This is a genomic window from Bradyrhizobium sp. 87, assembly GCF_023073015.1.
Taxonomy (GTDB): Bacteria; Pseudomonadota; Alphaproteobacteria; order Rhizobiales; family Xanthobacteraceae; genus Bradyrhizobium; species Bradyrhizobium canariense_D.
Genome location: NZ_JADPIQ010000022.1, coordinates 169,982 through 188,862, shown reverse-complemented (window position 1 = coordinate 188,862; position 18,881 = coordinate 169,982). Strand labels below are relative to the sequence as shown.

General features: G+C 64.3%; 20 protein-coding genes and 1 pseudogene. 9 read left to right on the top strand and 12 right to left on the bottom strand.

The features are described 5' to 3' along the window. The first annotated feature begins 22 nt into the window (after positions 1–22). Positions 23–1,405, top strand: coding sequence for an MBOAT family O-acyltransferase (locus IVB50_RS05415; RefSeq protein WP_247294845.1), 1,383 nt, complete (start codon positions 23–25; stop codon positions 1,403–1,405). Positions 1,406–1,430: 25 nt separating this feature from the next. Beyond that, the gene (locus IVB50_RS05410) at positions 1,431–2,393 is read left to right on the top strand and encodes a hypothetical protein (RefSeq protein WP_247294842.1); all 963 of its coding nucleotides are present in this window, start codon (positions 1,431–1,433) and stop codon (positions 2,391–2,393) included. A gap of 6 nt (positions 2,394–2,399) precedes the next feature. Here the strand turns inward: IVB50_RS05410 and IVB50_RS42650 are convergent, their stop codons facing one another. The 4 genes and pseudogenes from IVB50_RS42650 to IVB50_RS05395 all read right to left on the bottom strand — a co-directional run bounded on the left by IVB50_RS42650 (position 2,400) and on the right by IVB50_RS05395 (position 5,406). After that, positions 2,400–2,921, bottom strand: coding sequence for a hypothetical protein (locus IVB50_RS42650; protein ID WP_346770967.1), 522 nt, complete (start codon positions 2,919–2,921; stop codon positions 2,400–2,402). 43 nt (positions 2,922–2,964) lie between these two features. Next, a pseudogene (locus tag IVB50_RS05405) lies at positions 2,965–4,095 on the bottom strand (AMP-binding protein); the annotation flags it as partial. Between the two features lie 24 nt (positions 4,096–4,119). Then, the gene (locus tag IVB50_RS05400) at positions 4,120–4,539 is read right to left on the bottom strand and encodes an acyl carrier protein (RefSeq protein ID WP_231190427.1); all 420 of its coding nucleotides are present in this window, start codon (positions 4,537–4,539) and stop codon (positions 4,120–4,122) included. A gap of 60 nt (positions 4,540–4,599) precedes the next feature. Continuing rightward, on the bottom strand, positions 4,600–5,406 hold the full coding sequence (locus IVB50_RS05395; RefSeq protein WP_085349071.1) for a L,D-transpeptidase: 807 nt from the start codon (positions 5,404–5,406) through the stop codon (positions 4,600–4,602). A gap of 305 nt (positions 5,407–5,711) precedes the next feature. Here IVB50_RS05395 and IVB50_RS05390 point away from each other — a divergent pair, with 305 nt between their 5' ends. After that, positions 5,712–6,035, top strand: a complete 324-nt coding sequence (locus IVB50_RS05390; protein WP_085349135.1) for a hypothetical protein — start codon at positions 5,712–5,714, stop codon at positions 6,033–6,035. Between the two features lie 48 nt (positions 6,036–6,083). Here the strand turns inward: IVB50_RS05390 and IVB50_RS05385 are convergent, their stop codons facing one another. Both IVB50_RS05385 and IVB50_RS05380 read right to left on the bottom strand, forming a co-directional pair. Continuing rightward, complete coding sequence (locus tag IVB50_RS05385) at positions 6,084–6,845, bottom strand: ABC transporter permease (RefSeq protein ID WP_018454266.1); 762 nt, start codon at positions 6,843–6,845, stop codon at positions 6,084–6,086. Continuing rightward, complete coding sequence (locus IVB50_RS05380; RefSeq protein WP_018454267.1) at positions 6,842–7,765, bottom strand: ABC transporter ATP-binding protein; 924 nt, start codon at positions 7,763–7,765, stop codon at positions 6,842–6,844. Before IVB50_RS05380 ends, IVB50_RS05385 begins: the two co-directional genes overlap by 4 nt. Positions 7,766–8,045: 280 nt before the next feature. Between IVB50_RS05380 and IVB50_RS05375 the strand changes: the two genes are divergently transcribed. Both IVB50_RS05375 and IVB50_RS05370 read left to right on the top strand, forming a co-directional pair. Further along, on the top strand, positions 8,046–8,759 hold the full coding sequence (locus IVB50_RS05375; RefSeq protein WP_247294840.1) for a hypothetical protein: 714 nt from the start codon (positions 8,046–8,048) through the stop codon (positions 8,757–8,759). A gap of 302 nt (positions 8,760–9,061) precedes the next feature. Beyond that, positions 9,062–10,162, top strand: a complete 1,101-nt coding sequence (locus IVB50_RS05370; RefSeq protein WP_346770966.1) for a putative zinc-binding metallopeptidase — start codon at positions 9,062–9,064, stop codon at positions 10,160–10,162. 22 nt (positions 10,163–10,184) lie between these two features. Here the strand turns inward: IVB50_RS05370 and IVB50_RS05365 are convergent, their stop codons facing one another. Further along, positions 10,185–11,036, bottom strand: coding sequence for an alpha/beta hydrolase (locus IVB50_RS05365; protein ID WP_247294835.1), 852 nt, complete (start codon positions 11,034–11,036; stop codon positions 10,185–10,187). Positions 11,037–11,160: 124 nt separating this feature from the next. Between IVB50_RS05365 and IVB50_RS05360 the strand changes: the two genes are divergently transcribed. Both IVB50_RS05360 and IVB50_RS05355 read left to right on the top strand, forming a co-directional pair. After that, positions 11,161–11,778: an ABATE domain-containing protein gene (locus IVB50_RS05360; protein WP_247295147.1), complete on the top strand. Its 618-nt coding sequence runs from the start codon at positions 11,161–11,163 to the stop codon at positions 11,776–11,778. 128 nt (positions 11,779–11,906) lie between these two features. Then, positions 11,907–12,839 carry a LysM peptidoglycan-binding domain-containing protein gene (locus tag IVB50_RS05355; RefSeq protein WP_247294832.1) on the top strand — a complete coding sequence of 311 codons (933 nt, stop codon included), beginning with the start codon at positions 11,907–11,909 and terminating at the stop codon, positions 12,837–12,839. Positions 12,840–13,175: 336 nt separating this feature from the next. Here IVB50_RS05355 and IVB50_RS05350 read toward each other — a convergent pair whose 3' ends face one another. The 4 genes from IVB50_RS05350 to IVB50_RS05335 form a co-directional block, all read right to left on the bottom strand. Beyond that, a complete protein-coding gene (locus tag IVB50_RS05350; RefSeq protein ID WP_018454273.1) occupies positions 13,176–13,415 on the bottom strand; it encodes a hypothetical protein in 240 nt (79 codons plus the stop codon). A 26-nt stretch (positions 13,416–13,441) separates the two neighbouring features. Beyond that, a complete protein-coding gene (locus IVB50_RS05345) occupies positions 13,442–13,759 on the bottom strand; it encodes a hypothetical protein (RefSeq protein ID WP_018454274.1) in 318 nt (105 codons plus the stop codon). Between the two features lie 117 nt (positions 13,760–13,876). Beyond that, positions 13,877–14,332: an Hsp20 family protein gene (locus IVB50_RS05340; protein WP_247295145.1), complete on the bottom strand. Its 456-nt coding sequence runs from the start codon at positions 14,330–14,332 to the stop codon at positions 13,877–13,879. A gap of 199 nt (positions 14,333–14,531) precedes the next feature. Further along, positions 14,532–15,605: a tartrate dehydrogenase gene (locus IVB50_RS05335; protein ID WP_247294829.1), complete on the bottom strand. Its 1,074-nt coding sequence runs from the start codon at positions 15,603–15,605 to the stop codon at positions 14,532–14,534. 133 nt (positions 15,606–15,738) lie between these two features. Here IVB50_RS05335 and IVB50_RS05330 point away from each other — a divergent pair, with 133 nt between their 5' ends. Both IVB50_RS05330 and IVB50_RS05325 read left to right on the top strand, forming a co-directional pair. Further along, a complete protein-coding gene (locus IVB50_RS05330) occupies positions 15,739–16,656 on the top strand; it encodes a LysR family transcriptional regulator (RefSeq protein WP_018454277.1) in 918 nt (305 codons plus the stop codon). 37 nt (positions 16,657–16,693) lie between these two features. Beyond that, positions 16,694–17,518, top strand: a complete 825-nt coding sequence (locus IVB50_RS05325; RefSeq protein ID WP_247294827.1) for an aspartate dehydrogenase — start codon at positions 16,694–16,696, stop codon at positions 17,516–17,518. A gap of 3 nt (positions 17,519–17,521) precedes the next feature. Here IVB50_RS05325 and IVB50_RS05320 read toward each other — a convergent pair whose 3' ends face one another. Beyond that, positions 17,522–18,826: a sorbosone dehydrogenase family protein gene (locus IVB50_RS05320; protein ID WP_018454279.1), complete on the bottom strand. Its 1,305-nt coding sequence runs from the start codon at positions 18,824–18,826 to the stop codon at positions 17,522–17,524. Positions 18,827–18,881: the final 55 nt, after the last annotated feature.

Sequence of the window (18,881 nt, the reverse complement as noted above, 5' to 3'; positions counted from 1 at the left end):
GCGATGGCGCGGCTGTGAACCGATGCTGTTCAACGACTATCCCTTTCTCCTGGTCTTCCTGCCCGCGGCGCTGCTGATCTATCGCTTGGCCGATCCCTATCCGGGCTTGCGTATCGGCGTGCAGGTCGCGCTGTCGCTCGCCTTCTATGCCTGGGGCAGCCCGTCCTTCATCCTGCTCCTGATCGGCTCGATCGCGATCAACTGGCTCGCCTCGGTTGCCTATGGGCGCGTGAAATGGCCGGCGCTGCTGACGCTGGTGATCGGGCTCGATCTCGCGGTGCTGGCCCTGTTCAAATACGCCAACTTCGTTCTCGCTAATCTGGGTCTCGTGCTCGGTACGACGCTGCCGGTGCTCGACGTCGGGCTGCCGCTCGGCATCTCCTTCTTCACCTTCCATCACATCATGTATCTGGTCGACCTGAAGCGCGGCAGGGCGCCGCTCTATGCGTTCGACCGCTATGCGCTCTACATCGCCTTCTTCCCGCAGGCGATCGCCGGCCCCCTGGCGCGCTGGTCGGAGGTGATGCATCAGTTCGGCAGGCAGGTCTACGTTCCGGGCTGGCAGCGTCAGTTCTGCATCGCCACCTGCTTCATCGCGATCGGCCTGTTCGAGAAAATCGTGATCGCCGACGGCCTCGCGCATCTGCTCGATCCCATCTACGCGCAGGCCGCGAACGGGCCGCTCGCGGGCGGTGACGCCTGGCTCGCCTTCTGCTTCTCCTTCCAGATCCTGTTCGATTTCTCCGGCTATTCCGACGTCGCGATCGGCCTCGGCCTGCTGTTCGGCGTGCAGCTGCCGTACAATTTCGATGCGCCGCTGCGCTCGACCAACATCCAGGATTTCTGGCAGCGCTGGCACATCACCCTGATGCTGTTCCTGCGCGATTACGTGTTTTATCCGCTGGTCAATCTGCGCCTGCTGCCGCGGCGCTGGCTGCCGGTGCAGTTTTTCGGCGCGATGATGATCACGATGGCGCTGTGTGGCCTCTGGCACGGCGCGAGCTGGACCTTCGTGCTGTGGGGCGTGCTGCACGGGCTTGCGCTGGTCGCCTGCACGCTGTGGCGTCGCTATGGCCCGGAGTTCCCGTCATGGCTCGGCTGGGCGCTTACCGTGCTGTTCGTGCTCGCGACCGGCGTGATCTTTCGTGCAGGATCGGTGGAGGCGGCCTGGCATGTCTTCGCCGGACTGGCTTCGCGGCTCCCGCTCGAGCGCGGAAAGCATTTGTGGCCGCTAATCGCAGCGCCGCTGTTCGCCTTCCTGCTGCCGGCGAGCCAGGACATCGTGGCGGTGCTCACGCGCCGTCCCAATCCGTGGCTCGCGGGTCTGCTCGGTCTTGGGCTATTCGCATTGCTGCTTCACATGGGTGGTCGGGATCTCCATGAGTTCGTCTACTTCAAGTTCTGAGACCGATCCCGGCTGGGGCCGGAGCTTGCTGGCGTGTCTGGGCACGCTGATCGGGGCTGCGCTGCTGGTGCTCGCACTGATGGTGGCGGTCGATCCCTATGACAGCGGCAAGCTCGGCCTGCTTGGCATCGACGGCGTCGATAATCGTCTGACCAAAATCACGGCCGCGAGCCGCGCGCGGGATCCGGATTTCAATGCCGCGATCCTGGGTAATTCGACGGCGCAGATGATCGAGCCGGCGGAATTGTCGCGCGCAACCGGCCTGCGATTCGTGCAGCTCTACATGACCGGTGCGTTCCCCCGCCAGGAACTCGCGGTGCTGGACTTCTTCCTGCGGAATCACCGGGAGGTCGGCGCACTGGTGATCGTGACTGACCCTGGCTGGTGCACGCATGCACGGGCGAAGGAGGAGGGCGGCGTCCCATTCCCCGACTGGTTCTATGACAGAACCGTCGTCACTTACGCTGCACGCCTGATCTCCTGGCAGGCCATCGAGCACGCCTTTCAACGCATCAGCATCGGCCTTGGCCGGCGACCAAGGATGAACCCCGACGGCTTTGTCAGCTACGAGGACATCTGGCCGCCGGGCCAATTCAAAGAAGTCGGCTGGCCCAGGGATCCGGCGCCGGCCTCGTCTGCCGAGATGCGGGCGACATTTCCCGAGATCGCTGCGCTGGCAGATATCGTCAGGGCATTGCCGGCCGATGTGCCCGTCGTCATCATCGTGCCGCCGACCTTGGCGACCACCGTGCCGAAGCCCGGTACGGAAGCCGCCTTGGAGCGCAGCGCCTGCGATGCCGCGCTGAAGAAAGTGGTCGCGGGCCGACCGCGCAGCAATTTCATCAGCTATCGCGTCGACAACGATCTCACGCGCGACCGCGCCAATTTTGCCGACTTCATCCATTATCGCCCAATTCTCGCGCGCAAGATCGAGCAGGGGATCGATGCGAGCCTGCGCGATGGGGAGAGCGCGAAGATCGATTTCTGAATCGTCTCAGCCGAGCTGTTCGAACCCGCCATCGAGCCAGAGCTTGCGTGCCAGCTTGCGCTGGATCTTGCCGCTGGTGGTCTTCGGCAGCGTGCCGGGCCGGATCAGCGCGATGTGACGCGCGGAGAGTTCGTGGTTGTCGGCGACGGCCTCGCGAATTCGGCCCTTGATCGCTTCGGTGTCGATCGAGTGGCGCGCGGTGCGCTCGATTTCCTGGACGATGACGAGCATTTCTTCGCCGGTCTCGTCCGGCACCGAGAACGCCGCGCCGCAGTTTTCGCGCAAAGCTCCATTGAGCGATTGCACCGTGCGCTCCACGTCCTGCGGATAATGGTTGATGCCACGGATGATGATGAGGTCCTTGATCCGTCCCGTGACGAACAATTCGCCTGTGACGTCGATGAAGCCGAGGTCGCCGGTGCGCAGCCACGCTCCGTCTTCGCCGGCAATCTGCGCATTGAGCCCCTCGCGCGTCGCCTCGTCGTTGCGCCAATAGGCGCGGGCAATATTGGCCCCACCATATCTCACCGACGCGGTCCGCGGGCAGCCGCGTGCGGTTGTCCGCGTCCACGATGGCGATCCGTTCGCCGGTGAGCGGGCGCCCGCAGCCGACGGCGACCTGTGTATCTTCGGCGTCGGAAGGCGCCTGCGCCGCATGCGCCTGCAGCGCCGTGCGGCTCACGCTGCGTGTGACATGACCGCCGCCACGGCGTCCGCCGGAAATCAGGAGCGTCGCTTCCGCCATTCCGTAGGCGGGATACATTGCGCGCGGATCGAAGCCGTGGGGCGCAAATGTCTGGATGAACCGCTCGATGGTTTCCGCATGCACCGGTTCTGCGCCGTTCAGTGCGATCCTGAGCGAGGACAGCTCGATGCCTTCCATCTGGTCGGCGCGATAGCGGCTGACGCAGAAATCGAAGCCGAAGTTCGGGCTGCATGCCACTTCCGCGCGATAACGCGCGATCGCGCGCAGCCAGCCGAGCGGCCGCTGCATGAACGCGTTCGGCGCCATCAGTACGCAGGTCGCGCCGACATAGAGCGCTTGCAGCGCGTTCAGGATCAGCCCCATGTCGTGATAGAGCGGCACCCAATTGACGTAAGTCGATTGCCGGCTGTTGCCGAGCGCGAGCCGGATCATCTCGAGATTGGCGAGCAGATTGGCGTGGCTCACCATTACGCCTTTGGGCGCGGACGTCGAGCCGGAGGTGTATTGCAGGAAGGCGATGTCGTCCGGCGCCGGCTCGGGTAGTTCGATTGTCTCACCTTCGGCCGCGGCGAGATCGACCTCGATCCAGCGAATGTGCTCATGCGCGAAGCGTGCCCGCAAATCACCGCGGAGCGCGACGGCCGAATTGGTCAGCGCCACCGCCGGCGTGCAATTGGCGAGGATCGCGGCGCTGGCATCGCGCGCTCCGTTTCGCCGCGGCATCATCATCGGCACGGCGATGATGCCGGCCATCAGACAGCCGAAGAACGCCACCATGAATTCGATGCCGGGCGGAAACACCAGGATGGCGCGATCGCCGGGACGCGCGGCCACGGTCAGTCGCGACGCGAGCGCGCCCGCGGCATCGTGCAGCTGTCGAAAGCTGAGGACAGCGTCCTCCGTCCCGCGATCGGAGACGAAGACATAGGCGCGGTCGTCGGCCTGCTCCGCCGCACGCCGGGCCAGCAATGCCACGAGCGAGCGGAAGGTTTCCATGGGTTGCGCCGACTTCAACCGCCCTCAGGCGGCGGGGCGGATTGCGCGCTTGTCGGCGAGAAACCGCGACAACGCCTCAACGGTCGGATGGTCGTAGAAGTCGTCCGTCGACAGCTCGAGGTCGAGCTTCTCCTCGAGTTCCATCATCAGGTAGACCAGCATCGCCGAATCGAGGCCGAGGCGGCTGAATTTCGTGCCGATATCGACGCGGTCGCTCGAAATTCGCAGGATATTTGCCAGGGCGGTAACGCAGAAATCCGAAATCTGCTCGCGTGTCATGTCATGTCCCAGAAACAATGGGAACGACAATAGGGGCGACCCCCTGGTTGTCAATTTGGTCGGAACGCCGCTGCGTTGAAGGTTGTGGACTGTTGCTTCCTTGCGTCGGCCGGTGCCCAATCCGTGCACAAGGCTGGCGTTATTTCCTGCGGTCGATTGCGGCAAGCGCCCGTCGCGGCAGCGGCTTTCTGATTCGCTGGCGCGGCAACGCCGCGTCCAGATAGGTCAGTTCTGGTAGTAATAGCCACGCGGTTGGTAAACCTGCCGGGGCTGCGGCTGATAGTAGGTGCCCTGCTGGCCGTAGCCCTGATTGTAGTATTGCTGCGGCTGCGGCTGATAGACCTGTGCGTCATAGAGCGGGCGGCTGCCGCGCGGCGCGGGGTAGCGCGCGCCGGTGTCGCTGCCGTCGGCCGGATAGATGTAGTTGTCGTCTTGCGGCATGTAGCGGCGGGCAGGTGCGGCCTGAGGCGTCAGGTTCACGGGATCGCCTGATGTGGCGTACTGCTCTTCGGCGGGCTGCGGCGCGCGGGCCACTGCCGTGGGATTGCGGCCACGCGGATTGCGGGCGAGCGCCACCTGCGCCGAGCCGGTCAGCGTTACCGTGGTGTTGAGCACGCCCTGCTGCTGCACCAGCGCGTAGAGCGTGGTGGCATTCTGGCGCGACAGCCGCACGCAGCCATGCGAGGCGGGCGTGCCGAGCCGGCCGACCGAGTCGGTGCCGTGGATGGCGTGCCCGACCTTGGTGAAGAAGATCGCGTGCGGCATCGGCGCGTCGTCGAATTCCTTGGAATAGTGATCCTCTTCCATGCGGAAGGCGCGGAACGCGCCGTTCGGCGTCTCCCGCGAGGGGATGCCTGTCGACACCGGCCAGTGGTAGCGCGCGACGCCGTCGACGGCGACGGTCATCTGCTGATTGTCCTTGTCGACGGTGATGTCGACCTTGGCCTGCGCGGCGCCCGCGCTCAAAAGCATCAGGGAGGTGAAAGCAATAAAAAACGAACGCATCTGACTCGTGGCCTCCGGCCTGTTCATACTAGGCGCCGCGGCTCTCCGTCCCCCGGCGTGCATTATGCCTGCAATCGCGCTTTCGTTCCAGCGGCCTGCAAAGCAAACCTTATTGCCATCGTTAACGGGACGCCCGGCGTAAGCAAGGCCGCTTTGTGCCGCAAAGCGAGCGGCAGCGCTGACATTTTCGCGAGCGGGAGATGCGTTCACAACGCCGACAATTCATCACAATGGTGCAACCATCCGGGGCGCAACCATTTGGCCGCATCGGCGTTGACGATCGCTGCCTCGACCGGCCGCTTCCGCGGCCGGTTTTACCTTTGGGAATGAAGATGAACAAAGTCTGCGTCGCCGCCGCTTCTCGGCCGGCTGGTCTGCCTTTCCGTGTGCTCTTCGCTGGCGCCGCCGTTCTGGCCGCGCTGTCCTGCGTCCCCCAGCCTGGCCATGCCCAAGGCATCGTTCGGGGCGCCCAGGAAGGTTCTTACGAAGGCAACCGGATCGCCGGCCCCGTCGGCGGCGTGGTTGGGGGCGCGGTCGGCGCCGGTGTCGGCGGTGCCGTCGGCGCGGTCGAGGGGGTGTTCGGCATTCCCCATCGCGGCCACCGTCGGTGTCGCGGCTATTACGACGGATACAACCGCTTCCACTGCTATCGGTAGAGCTTGCGATTCCGGGGCGCGCGCGTGCCCCCCGGAATGACGGCCGGATCAGTTCTTCAACCGATATCCCGTGCGGAAAATCCACCAGATCACGACCAGGCAGATCACCAGGAACGCCGTTGTCATGCCGATGCTGACGGCCATGCTGACGTCCGCGATCTCGTAGAAGCTCCAGCGGAAGCCGGAGATCAGATAGACGACCGGATTGAGCAGCGCCACCGTGCGCCAGGCGGGCGGCAGCATGTCGATGGAATAGAAGCTGCCGCCGAGGAAGGTCAACGGCGTCACCACCAGCATCGGGATCATCTGCAGCTTTTCGAATCCGTCGGCCCAGATGCCGATGATGAAGCCGAACAGGCTGAACGTCACCGCCGTCAGCACAAGGAAGGCCAGCATCCAGACCGGATGATGGATGTGCAGCGGCACGAACAGGCCAGCCGTGGCGAGGATGATCAGGCCGAGGATGATCGATTTGGTCGCGGCCGCGCCGACATAGCCGAGCACGATCTCGAAATAGGAGATCGGCGCCGACAGGATCTCGTAGATCGTGCCGGTGAATTTCGGGAAGTAGATGCCGAACGAGGCGTTGGCGATGCTCTGCGTCAGCACCGAGAGCATGATCAGGCCCGGCACGATGAAGGTGCCGTAGCTGACGCCCTCGACCTGGCTGATGCGCGAGCCGATCGCGGCGCCGAACACCACGAAATACAGCGAGGTCGAGACCACCGGCGAGACGATGCTTTGCAGCAGCGTGCGCCAGGTGCGCGCCATTTCGAACAGGTAGATGGCGCGGACAGCGCGGTAGTTCATGACGCCCTCACGAGATCGACGAAGATGTCCTCGAGCGACGATTGCGTCGTGTCGAGATCGTTGAAGCGGATGCCGGCTGTACGGAGATCGCCGAGCAGGCTGGTGATGCCGGTGCGCTCGCCCTTGGTGTCGTAGTCGTAGACCAGCGTCGCGCCGCCGTCGCAGAGGTCGAGCTCGTAATGCCTGAGGCTCTCCGGCAGCGCATCGAGCTTGCCTTGCAGATGCAGCGTCAGCCGCTTCTTGCCGAGCTTCTGCATCAAGGTGGCCTTGTCCTCGATCAGCACGATCTCGCCCTTGTTGATGACGCCGATGCGGTCGGCCATCTCCTCGGCTTCCTCGATGTAATGCGTGGTCAGGATGATGGTGACGCCGGATTGCTGGAGCGTGCGCACCACCTCCCACATGCCCTTGCGCAGTTCGACGTCGACCCCGGCGGTCGGCTCGTCCAGGAACAGGATCTGCGGCTCGTGCGACAGCGCTTTGGCGATCATCACGCGACGCTTCATGCCGCCGGAGAGCGTGATGATCTTGCTGTCCTTCTTGTCCCACAGCGAGAGGTCTTTCAGCACCTTCTCGATATGATCGGGGTTCTTCGGCTTGCCGAACAGCCCGCGGGAGAAGCTCACGGTCGCCCACACGCTCTCGAAGGCATCGGTGTGCAATTCCTGCGGCACCAGCCCGATCAGCGAGCGCGCCTTGCGATAGGAGGTCTGGATGTTCTCGCCGCCGACGAGGACCTTGCCTTCGCTCGGATTGGCAATGCCGCAGATGATCGAGATCAGCGTGGTCTTGCCGGCGCCGTTGGGGCCGAGCAAGGCGAAGATTTCGCCGCGCGTGATGTCAAGATTGACGTTCTTGAGCGCCTTGAAGCCGGACCCATAGGTCTTCGACAAATTGGCGACGGAAATGATGGAGGACATGATGGCCGCAAGTCTGAGGGGCTAAGGCTGGGGAGGGGAGGCTGGAACCTACCGGGAGGGGCGGGTCAGCGGAGCCCTGACATAGGAAGGCCCTTGCGCGGCTGCAATTAGCGGGAGAAAAATGGCCTCGAAACAGCTCCTTCCGTGGCAGGTTTCGGGCAAGTGTTGCGCGATGGTCACGGCTTGATGCTAAGATCGTCGTTCACGCGGCTCTTTGTTGCGTCTGCGAGCAGGCCATGGCTACGATTCCGGCCGAAGCATATTCCCAGGGAAAAGATCGATGAGACCGAACGGCCGTCACACCGCTGGCGTCAGCCAGTTGTCCGCCCTCCGTGCCTGGGCGATGGGCCTGCTCCTGCTGTCAGCTGTTGCCATCAGCCCGACCACCGCCACGGCGGCGCCAAGCCAGGCTGCCGTCGCGACCACGCATGTCTACCTGCTCCGCGGCGTGCTCAACATCTTCTCGCTCGGGCTCGACACGATCGGCGCCCGGCTCCAGGCGCAGGGCATCCCGGTGACCGTGGCGAATTTCGTGTCCTGGTCCTCGCTCGCGGATGAGGCCGCGACCGCCTACAAGGCCGGCCGGCTCAAGACCATCGTACTGGTCGGGCACTCCTCCGGCGCGACTGCGCTGCCAGACATGATCGCCAAGCTCAACCGTCTCGGCGTGCCCGTGAAACTCGCGATCGGGCTCGACTCCGTGTTCAAGACCAAGCTGTCGACCGGCGCGGAGCGCTACATCAACATCTATATCGGCGACGGCCCCGGCGAGCCGGTGAAGCGCGCGGACGGTTTTCGCGGCAAGCTCGACAATGTCGACGTCCGCGGCTCCGGCGTCGGCCACATCTCGATCGACAAGAACGAAGCGATCCAGCGCCGCGTGATTGCCGAGATCGACGCCGCAATCATGCGATCGCGCGCACCGGCTCCGGTTGCCGAACCCGGCGCGCCCAGGTCGGCGCGCTCGGCGGCGGCAGCGGCTCCCCGGAATTAAGCCGTTCGCCGCAAGCAGGTGAATTGACAATGCCGCCGTCACGCCGACGGCGGCATTGTCGTATCTGCACAAGCCAAGCTCGATCACCCGCCGGTCGAGGAAGGGAACTCGGCGTACGATCTGGTGTTGTTACAGCATGACAAGCGGACGAAACGTCGGCCCCATGGCGGTTCAGCCCGAGCGGACGTGGGCCGGTCGGCCTGTTTCCGAAAATGTCCTTGAGAAAAAGCCGCAGCCTCAATCGAGCCAGTTGAGCGCGACGCGAGCCGGCTTGTTAAGACAGCACGCGCTGCGGACGCAGCGTGCGTTGCTCGCCGGCAACAGCGACGGTCGCAAGAGTTCCTCGAAGTGCAAGAGTTCCTCGAATTGACAGGCCGGCCTTCCGGTGTGCCGTCTGTCTGGGGCCAGTCCACGTGAAGATCTTTCAGTGCCCGTCATGCCGCCATCCTGTCTCGTTCGAGCACATCGCGTGCGCGAATTGCAGCACTGAGCTGGCGTTCGACTCCTCGCGCATCGAGATGACTAGGCTTGCATCCCATCAATCTTGCCGTAACCGCGAGATCATCGGCTGCAACTGGTGTGTCGAGGGCGCGGACTGGTATTGCGGCTCGTGCCGCCTCACGCGCACAATTCCAAACCTCGGCAGCACCAGAAACATCATGCTCTGGCGCCTTATGGAGGAAGCCAAGCGCCGTCTTCTCTATGATCTCAGTCGCCTCAAGCTTCCGCTCGCATCGCGCAACGGCGCAGAATTGGCTTTCGACATTCTTTCGGACGAGGTCGGTCCGATCGTGACGGGGCATCTCTCGGGCCTGATCACGCTCAACCTTGGGGAGGCCGACGATGTCGAACGAGAATCTCGCCGCGTGGCGTTCCGGGAGCCGTACCGCACGCTGCTCGGGCATTTCCGGCACGAGATCGGTCACTTCTATTGGGACCTGCTCGTCGACGGCACGACATTCCAGGCCCCGTTCAAGCTGATCTTCGGTGACCAGGCGCAGGACTATCAGGCCGCGATCAACTCCTATTACAGCCGCGCCGATCGTTCATACGACCGAAGCGGCTTCATCAGCGAGTACGCCACGTCCCACCCCTGGGAGGATTGGGCGGAAACGTTCGCGCATTTCCTGCATATCGTGTCGACGCTCGACTCGCTCGCAGGTTTGCCGTTGGCGCTGGACGAGCGCGCCCGGCAGACCCTGACGGATCCCTATCTCGAGAGCGACTTCGAGGCACTCCTGGCACTGTGGATGCCGCTTGCTCGCAGCATCAACGAACTCAACCGCTCGCTCGGGATGAGCGATGCATATCCCTTCGACATATCGCCGGCGGTCAAAGGCAAGCTGCATCTCGTCCATATGGCGATCAGCGCATTCCGCGCTCAGCAGAGCCTGGCGGCGTAACTTTCGCGGAGGACAGCCCCCGTTACGTCAGGAAGGTACGAATGCTGTCCGCGATTTCCTTCGCGTGCGTCTCCAGCGCGAAATGACCGGTGTCAAAGAACTGCACCACGGCGTTCGGATTATCGCGCTTGAACGCTTCGGCGCCGGGCGGAATAAAGAATGGGTCGTTCTTGCCCCAGACCGCGAGGAACGGCGGCGTGTGCTTGCAGAAATAGTCCTGGAAGGCCGGATAGAGCGCGACGTTGCTCTTGTAGTCGCCGAACAGGTCGAGCTGCACGTCGTCCGAGCCCGGGCGCGCAAGGTAGAAATTGTCGAGGTTCTGGCCGTCCGGTGACACGGTCATCGGATCGGGGACGCCATGCGTGTACTGCCAGCGCGTCGCTTCCGGCGTGAGGAGCGCGCGTAGCGCGTCGCGATTGGCCGGCGACGGATCCTGCCAATAGGTCTTGAGCGGAGTCCAGTCGTCGCTGAGCCCTTCCTCGTAGGCGTTGCCGTTCTGTGAGATGATTGCCGTGATCCGCTCGGGGTGACTGAGCGCAAGCCGGAAACCAGTCGGCGCGCCGTAATCGAAAACGTAGACCGCGAAACGGTCGAAGCCGATCATTTCGGTGAAGCGTTCGATCACGCGCGCGAAATTGTCGAACGTGTAACGGAAGCTTTCGCGCGAAGGCATGTCGGATTGGCCGAAGCCGGGAAGGTCGGGCGCCACGATATGAAACCTGTCCGCCAGCAGCGGAATGAGGTCACGAAACATGTGGCCTGCGCTGGGGAAGCCGTGCAGCAGCAGGAGTTTTGGCGCTCCGACACGACCGGCCTCGCGATAGAACACCTTGAAGCCCTCGACATCCGCGGTGCGGTACGCGATTGCGGCCATGACATTCTCCATCTTAGTAACCACTAAATTGCCTACTAAGAGGTTACGTCTCCTTACCGTAACTTGTCAACGCCGTTCTATCAGGTTATCTGAGTCCATGCTCCCGACCGGCCAAGGACCGCTCATGGACCGCCCGCCCGCCATGTTCATCGCCGACTCTCTCGGCCTCGACTTCCTCAACTCGGTGGCGACGCCGCTCGATACGCCGGTCGACTGGATCGATGATGGTCATGGCCTGATCGACTGGCTGGCGCAGGCGAAGCTGGTGCCCGCGGATGATCTGCACGCGCTGACGGCGCGCGCCACGCCGGACGAGCTGGACAAGGTTGCGGATCAGGCGCGCGCCTTGCGCGAATGGTTCAGGGGCTTCGTGCGCAAGCATGCAGGCCGACCGCTCACGACGGATGCATTGCGCGAACTCGATCCGTTGAACAGCCTGCTGGAGCGCGACGAAGCGTTCAGCCGGATCGAGCCGGGCCATGCCGATGGCGGCGCTCTGGCATTGCGAATGAGGCGGCGCTGGCGATCGCCGGAGGCGCTATTGCTGCCGGTTGGCGAGGCCATGGCGAAGTTCGTTTGCGACGAGGATTTTTCGAACGTCAAGGCGTGCGAGGGGCACAACTGCACCATGCTGTTCGCTGACCACACGCGCAGACGCGCGCGACGATGGTGCATCATGGCGGTCTGCGGCAACCGCGCGAAACAGGCCGCACACCGCAGCAGGCTCAAGAGCATGCAGTGATTGGGGGGCGAGATGCTGGAATGAGCGCGGATCGAGCCCCGGTTCCGTGCCCCAAATTCCGCCCAATCGACCGTCACTAAGCGCCTTTGGGGGAGGCTGCAGCCTCCCGGAGTGGGACTGCTGGACTGATGATCGATTTGAGGCGACTTCTCGCGCTGGCAGCCGTTGCGCTGCTCGCCTTGAGCACCGGGACGACCGCTGCCTCACCTGCCAAGACGAAGCCCGCCGCGGCCGCACCCGCCGCGCCGCCGCCCCCACCGTTCGAGCCATTGCCGCCGCCGAAGATCTACCTGTTCCGTGGCGCCATGGGGCCGTTCTTCTCCACCGGCATGGACCGGCTCGAAGAGAAGCTGACGCAGGCCGGCTTTTCGGCCAACGTCTATGAATTCACCATCTGCCGATGGATCGGCGATCGTGCGATCTCCAGCTACAAGGAAGCGCCGGCGCCGATCGTGCTGATGGGGCATTCGATGGGCGGGCTTTGCTCGATCGTCATCTCCGAGATGGCGGCCAAGGAGAACATCCCGATCAGCCTCGTCATCACCATCGATCCCGCGCATGCGACCGGCGACGTGCCGCTCAATGTCGAGCGCTTCATCAACATCTATCTCTCCGACAGCGTGCTTGGCGGCGGCAACGTGGTCGCGGTGCCGGGCTATCGCGGTCACTATGCGAGCTATGACCTGAAGGAGAACGCGCGGGTCAGCCACATCAACATCGAGAAGTCCGACGACATCCACCGTCAGATCGTCGACATGGTCACGCAGTTGCCGCGCATTCCGCCCCAGACGCAGGTGGATGCCGTGCCGCTGCGTTATCTCGTGCCGGCGAATACGCTCGTCGAATTGTGGGACAGTGGCGTGCGGCTACCGGTGCGCCGCGGCGACACCATGGAGAGCATCGCGGCAGCCAATCGCGTGCCGCTGTGGTCGCTGGCGCAGAGCAACTCGCTGCCGGAGAACGCGACGCTCACCCCCGGCCAGTCCATCATCGTTCCACGCCACCTGACGCCGCCGGAGCCGACAGCCGCTATGGCGAACCCGCCGCCGGGACGGCGGTAAGCAGTCAGCAACGGAGATGGTCGGGATGGGCTGATGCAGGCACCATCCCTCGCGGCACCTGTCATTCACGCATCTTGTGCCGCGGCAGCCATCTTGATGCGGGTGTCGCCAAGGAGGAGCGAGCCGTGGCGGAAGCCCGGCCCGCCGGGCGATAGGGCGCGGCGAGAAGCATCATAAACAAGGCCCTGTCAGCCGCATATTTGGCAGCGGGTCGGCCATTTTCGAAGCCGTGCATGACCAGGCGTCCTTCCGTCGTGCAGACACGCCATCGCCATGTCCTTCGACCGCACTTCTTCAGGAACACTTCGAATGTCGGGAGGTGTTCGGGCATGTCGATCACCCGTGCCGGCTTGCCGTCAGGCGCGTGGTGGCGTTCCCCATCGCCCGGCTCGGAGCCTGAAAGGTGAGCGGAAAGGCGGAGACGGCGAGCTTCTCGATCGCCGAGCGCTCCTCGGACACACGTCTCTCGATGAACCGCCGTTCGAACTCGGTCAGCTCGGTCTTGAGCAACCGCTGATAGCGGCTGATGTTGCTGCGGTGGCCGCGCAACAAGGCCAGCTCTTCATCAAGCATCATCGCAATCCCCGTTGAGCTGTCGTTGCCTAGGCTGCGAGGCCGGTTCGTTCGACGGATCGCGTGCGGACCGGCTTGCCGCCCGGAGGGCCCTTCGGATGGTGGTCGAGGCTCGCGAGCGCTTCCAGAATTTCGTCGATGGTGACGGCTTTGTCCGAGCCGGGCAGCTCCCGCAATGTCGGGCTCGAGGCGACACTGGCTGCGTCCGAAGCCCAGGACGCTAGGATCGCGCGCTTCTCGCCGATCGACAAAGTTGGATCGGCTATGACGTCGCGGGGATGATCATAGACGGAGCCAGGGTGCAATATCGCGTTCAGATCGATGATGTTGTCGGCATGATCGAGCATGAGAGGTCCTCCTCCTTTCTCTAAAACCTCTGACTTGCATTCGGGTACGCGATCGAAGGCCATGGCCCATCCCGCCCGACGATCGGGCGGGATCACCGGGCCTCCGACAGACCGAATTCAGGCGGCTTTGCCCTCGAGTTGATGCACGTTGCCGGACGGCGCGGCATTGATCGCAATCCGCCGCGGCTTCATGGCTTCAGGGATTTCCCGGACCAGTTCGATCTTGAGCAGGCCGTTTTCGAACGAGGCGCTGTGCACCTGAACATATTCGGCCAGGTTAAACTGCCGCTTGAACGGCCGCGCGGAAATGCCCCGGTAGAGATACTCGCGTTCAGTTCTGTCCGGCTTGTTTCCCTCGACGGTCACCGCGTTCTGCTCGGCCGTCACCGCGACCTCGTTGGGTGAGAAGCCCGCAATCGCAAGCGAAATCTGGTAGCGATCCTCGCCGAGACGTTCGATGTTGTAGGGAGGATAGTTGTCCTCGCCGGCACGCTGTGCCGTTTCAACGAGGTCGAAAAGGCGGTCGAAACCAACGGTCGAACGCCACAAGGGAGAGAAGTCGTAAGCGCGCATAGCCAGATCCTCCAAGGAGCAAAATGGATACGAACGACACCGGACACGACCGGTGCCCGTCTCAGCTTCCCGACCCACCAGGCGTCGGGAACGCCACCTCTCGGCGGCAGCGGAAAAATAAAAAAAGCCCGTTTTGGTTTCAAGAGGGGGGCTCAAAATTTTTCGGAAACCCTGGCGCCTCCCGCTGACGTAGCTCGGATTACACGTTCGATCCGTGGATCGCTTCGATCACGGCATCGGTCACGTCCTTCGTCCTCGCCTTGCCGCCGACATCGGGCGTCAGCACGCCGGCCGCGCAGACGCGCTCCACCGCGGCCATCAACCGCACCGCCGCGTCCTTCTCGCCCAGATGCTCCAGCATCTGTGCGCCGGTCCAGAACGTCGCGACCGGATTGGCGATGCCCTTGCCGGTGATGTCGAAGGCCGAGCCGTGGATCGGCTCGAACATCGAGGGGAAGCGGCGCTGCGGGTCGATATTGGCGGTTGGCGCGACGCCGAGGCTGCCCGCCAGCGCCCCGGCGAGGTCGGAGAGGACGTCGGCGTGCAAATTGGTCGCGACAATGGTGTCGAGGCTCTTCGGATGCAGCGTCATGCGCACCGTCATGGCGTCGACCAGCATCTTGTCCCAGGTCACATCGGGGAATTCGGCCGCGACTTCGGCTGCGATCTCGTCCCACATCACCATGCCATGGCGCTGCGCGTTCGACTTGGTCACCACGGTCAGGAACTTGCGCGGGCGCGACCGCGCCAGCTCGAATGCATAGCGCATGATCCGCGTCACGCCGACGCGGGTGAACACCGCGACCTCGGTGCCGACCTCTTCGGGGAGACCCCTGTGGGCGCGGCCGCCCATGCCGGCATATTCGCCCTCGGAATTCTCGCGCACGATCACCCAGTCGAGGTCGCCGACGCCGACATTGCGCAGCGGCGAGGCGACGCCCGGCAAGATCTTGGTCGGCCGCACATTGGCGTATTGGTCAAAGCCCTGGCAGATCGGCAGCCGCAGGCCCCACAGCGTGATGTGATCGGGCACGTCGGGCGCACCGACCGCGCCGAAATAGATCGCGTCGAATTTCTTGAGCTCCGCGAGACCGTCGGCCGGCATCATCACGCCGTGCTTCTTGTAATAGTCCGAACCCCAGTCGAAGGTCTTGATGTTGAAGGCGAGGTCACCGCTGCGGTTGGCCAGCGCCTCCAGCACGCGGACGCCGGCGGAGATGACCTCGGGGCCGATGCCGTCCGCGGGGATCGCTGCAATCGAATGGGTGCGCATGAAGGGCTCCGTCCAGATGTCGGTGGGGTTGCGTGACACGAGCGAACCTAGGCGGGGAGGGGCAGGGACTCAATCGGCGCTGGTTTATACAAAAAAATGATATAATCCCGTCACGGGATCAGAGGACAGCGAGATGGAATTGCATCAGTTGCGATGCTTCGTGGCGGCGGCCGAGCAGCTGCATTTCGGCCGCGCAGCGCAGCATCTCCAGATGCTGCCCTCCGCACTCGGCCGCCAGATCAGGCTGCTGGAGCAGGATCTGGGCACGCGGCTGTTCGCGCGGACGACGCGTGCGGTGTCGCTGACGGAAGATGGCGTGACGCTGCTGCGTGATGCCCGTGCCATCCTCGCCCGCGTCGAGGCGGTCGAGACCAACCTGCGCAATCGCGCGCGCGCGGGGGCTGCTCGAAAACTCCGGGTCGGCGCCATCGACAGTGCCGCGGCGGGGCTGTTACCGGCGCTGCTGCGCGATTTTCGCGCAAAGCATCCCGATATCGCAGTGCAGCTCCTGGAAGAGAAGACCGTCCGGCTGCTGCCAAAGATCCTGACCGGCGCGCTCGATCTTGCCTTCGTGCGTCCACCGGCTCAGCGGGACAAGCGGCTCGAATTCCGCGATCTGCTGCAGGAAACAGCCATCGTGGCCTTCCCGCAGCGCCACGCGCTGGCCAAACGCAAGTCGATCACGCCGGCGGAGATCGCCGAGGAGGCGATGCTGGTGCCGGATCGTCGCTCGCGGCCGCACAGCCACGACCTCACGATAAGACTATTCGAGCAGGCAGGCCTCACGCCGCGCGTCGTGCAGGTCGCCGACGAGAAGCAGACCATCATCAATCTCGTCGCAACCAGGCTCGGGGTCGCGATCGTGCCGCGCTGGACCATGCGGATGGCGGTGTCAGGCGTGCGCTTCGTGCCGCTGCGGCCAAAGCAGATCGGGCCCGTCGGCCGGCTGCCGCTCGCTGCCGCATGGCTGCGCGGCTCGCGCGACCCCGCCCGCGACGCAATGCTCTCCGTGCTCGAGACGCGCCTGCGCAGCTATGCGCGCGACGCCTGAGGCGCTATGACATCGACTTGGCGAGAGGGGTGATGCGATGGCTGAACGGACAGCTTCGAACGAATTGCGGGTTGCCGTCGCGGGGCTCGGCTCGATCGGCACCAAGATCGCCGCCGCGCTCGATCAGGGCATCGAGGGATTGACGCTCTCCGCCGTGGCGGTGCGCGATCCTGCAAAGCATCAGAAATTGCTCGGCAGCCTGCGTCGTCCGCCATCCCTACTGCCGCTCGACCAGCTCGGCGACGCCGCCGATATCGTGGTGGAGTGCGCGCCGAGCAGCCAACTCCGCGCGATCGTCGAGCCCGCGGTGAAACGCGGCAGGGCCGCGGTCGTTGTCAGCGTCGGTGGGCTGCTCGACAATTTTGATCTCGTCGATCTCGCCCGGGCCAATGGCGGCCGCATCCTCGTGCCGACCGGCGCGCTGATCGGGCTCGACGCCGTCAACGCCGCCGCGATCGGCACAATTCACTCGGTGAAGATGGTGACGCGCAAGCCGATCGACGGCTTGAAGGGCGCGCCGTTCATCGTCCAGAACAACATCGATATCGACAATCTGCGCGAGCCGCTCAAGCTGTTCGAGGGGACCGCGCGAGAGGCAGCGAAAGGCTTTCCGGCCAATCTCAACGTCGCGGTCGCGCTGTCGCTCGCGGGCGTCGGGCCGGATCGCACCCAGGTGCAAATCTGGGCCGACCCGACCGTGACGCGCAATGTTCATCGCATCGAGGTCGAGTCGGATTCCGCGCGCTTCTCGATGTCAATCGAGAACGTCCCCTCCGAGAATCCCAAGACCGGGTTGATCACGGCACTGTCGGTGATCGCGCTGCTCCGCAAGCAGCGCACCACGCTTAGCGTTGGAACATAACCTTCAAGCGCCCGTCACGCGCCAGATCACGTTGCCGACGTCGTCGGCCATCAGCAGCGATTTCTTGTCGGGACCGATCACGACGCCGACCGGACGGCCGTAGGATTCTTTCTCGTCCGGCGCGAGGAAGCCGGACAGGATGTCGCGTGCTGGACCCGAAGGCTTTCCGTTCTCGAACGGGATGAACACCAGCTTGTAGCCGGACAGCGTGCTGCGATTCCACGAGCCGTGCTGGCCGATCGCCATGCCGTCGGGGAAGCCCGGCAGCGTGCCCGCGGGCATCCAGCACAGGCCGAGCGAGGCGGTGTGGCCGCCGAGCGCGTAGTCAGGCGTGAGTGCCTTGGCGACCATCGCCGGATCCTGCGGCACGCGGTCATCCACCGTCTTGCCCCAGTAGCAATAGGGCCAGCCGTAGAAACCGCCGTCGCGCACCGAGGTCAGATAGTCCGGCGGCGTTTCGTCGCCGAGGCCGTCGCGCTCGTTGACGACGGTCCAGAGCACACCGGTCGTCGGCTCCCAGGCGAGACCAACCGGGTTGCGCAGGCCGGCGGCGAAGATGCGGTGCGTACCGGCGACGAGGTCGAGCTCGTAGACCGCGGCGCGGCCTTCCTCGACCTCCATGCCCATCTCGCCGATGTTGCTGAGCGAGCCGACGCCGGCATAGAGTTTCTTGCCGTCGGGGCTTGCGAGCAGGCTGCGGGTCCAGTGGCCGCTCGGCTTGAAAGTGGTGAGGCGCTTGCCCGGCGCGGTGATGCGATCGGCATTCGCCACGTACGGGAAGGCCATCACGCCGTCGGTGTTGCCGACATAGAAGGTGTCGCCGACCAGCGCCATGCCGAACGGCTGGCTGAGGTTTTCCATGAACGCGCCGCGATACTCCGCGACGCCGTCGCCATCCTTGTCGCGCAGCAGCGTGATGCGGTTGGCGCTGACGCCGAGCGCGGCGGCGCGCCGCATCGTCGCTTGCATTGCGTAGTGAAACACGGACCGCGGCGCCCCCGCGATCTGCGTCGCCTCCGCGATCAGCACGTCGCCATTGGGCAGCACCTCGATCCAGCGCGGATGGTCGAGGCCGGTCGCGAACGCATTGACCTTGAGCCCGGGTGCGACCGTCGGCTTCTGTCCTTCGCTCCAGCCCCGCGCCGTCGGCATCTTCAGTGTCGGAATGGCGCCTTGCGGTTTTGCTTCGGGAATCGCGGGCGACTGGCCCCAGGCCGGCGCAGGCACGGTGCCTGACAGCTTCCGCCATTGCAGCGCGATGCCGCCGAGAAGCGCAACGAACTGCGCAAAGATGCTGGAAAACGTCATGAGAAGCCCCTGTTTGCGGGCGCATCCAACGGGCTGGCGGGGCAGACGTCAACCT

What these genes read in the sequence shown, in the direction of transcription:
- IVB50_RS05415 (WP_247294845.1), top strand. Translation starts at nt 23, where the DNA reads ATGCTGTTCAACGACTATCCCTTTCTCCTGGTCTTCCTGCCCGCGGCG.
- IVB50_RS05395 (WP_085349071.1), bottom strand. Translation starts at nt 5,406, where the DNA reads ATGAACAGGCCGGAGGCCACGAGTCAGATGCGTTCGTTTTTTATTGCT.
- IVB50_RS05390 (WP_085349135.1), top strand. Translation starts at nt 5,712, where the DNA reads ATGAACAAAGTCTGCGTCGCCGCCGCTTCTCGGCCGGCTGGTCTGCCT.
- IVB50_RS05385 (WP_018454266.1), bottom strand. Translation starts at nt 6,845, where the DNA reads ATGAACTACCGCGCTGTCCGCGCCATCTACCTGTTCGAAATGGCGCGC.
- IVB50_RS05380 (WP_018454267.1), bottom strand. Translation starts at nt 7,765, where the DNA reads ATGTCCTCCATCATTTCCGTCGCCAATTTGTCGAAGACCTATGGGTCC.
- IVB50_RS05375 (WP_247294840.1), top strand. Translation starts at nt 8,046, where the DNA reads ATGAGACCGAACGGCCGTCACACCGCTGGCGTCAGCCAGTTGTCCGCC.
- IVB50_RS05365 (WP_247294835.1), bottom strand. Translation starts at nt 11,036, where the DNA reads ATGGCCGCAATCGCGTACCGCACCGCGGATGTCGAGGGCTTCAAGGTG.
- IVB50_RS05360 (WP_247295147.1), top strand. Translation starts at nt 11,161, where the DNA reads ATGGACCGCCCGCCCGCCATGTTCATCGCCGACTCTCTCGGCCTCGAC.
- IVB50_RS05355 (WP_247294832.1), top strand. Translation starts at nt 11,907, where the DNA reads ATGATCGATTTGAGGCGACTTCTCGCGCTGGCAGCCGTTGCGCTGCTC.
- IVB50_RS05350 (WP_018454273.1), bottom strand. Translation starts at nt 13,415, where the DNA reads ATGATGCTTGATGAAGAGCTGGCCTTGTTGCGCGGCCACCGCAGCAAC.
- IVB50_RS05345 (WP_018454274.1), bottom strand. Translation starts at nt 13,759, where the DNA reads ATGCTCGATCATGCCGACAACATCATCGATCTGAACGCGATATTGCAC.
- IVB50_RS05340 (WP_247295145.1), bottom strand. Translation starts at nt 14,332, where the DNA reads ATGCGCGCTTACGACTTCTCTCCCTTGTGGCGTTCGACCGTTGGTTTC.
- IVB50_RS05335 (WP_247294829.1), bottom strand. Translation starts at nt 15,605, where the DNA reads ATGCGCACCCATTCGATTGCAGCGATCCCCGCGGACGGCATCGGCCCC.
- IVB50_RS05330 (WP_018454277.1), top strand. Translation starts at nt 15,739, where the DNA reads ATGGAATTGCATCAGTTGCGATGCTTCGTGGCGGCGGCCGAGCAGCTG.
- IVB50_RS05325 (WP_247294827.1), top strand. Translation starts at nt 16,694, where the DNA reads ATGGCTGAACGGACAGCTTCGAACGAATTGCGGGTTGCCGTCGCGGGG.
- IVB50_RS05320 (WP_018454279.1), bottom strand. Translation starts at nt 18,826, where the DNA reads ATGACGTTTTCCAGCATCTTTGCGCAGTTCGTTGCGCTTCTCGGCGGC.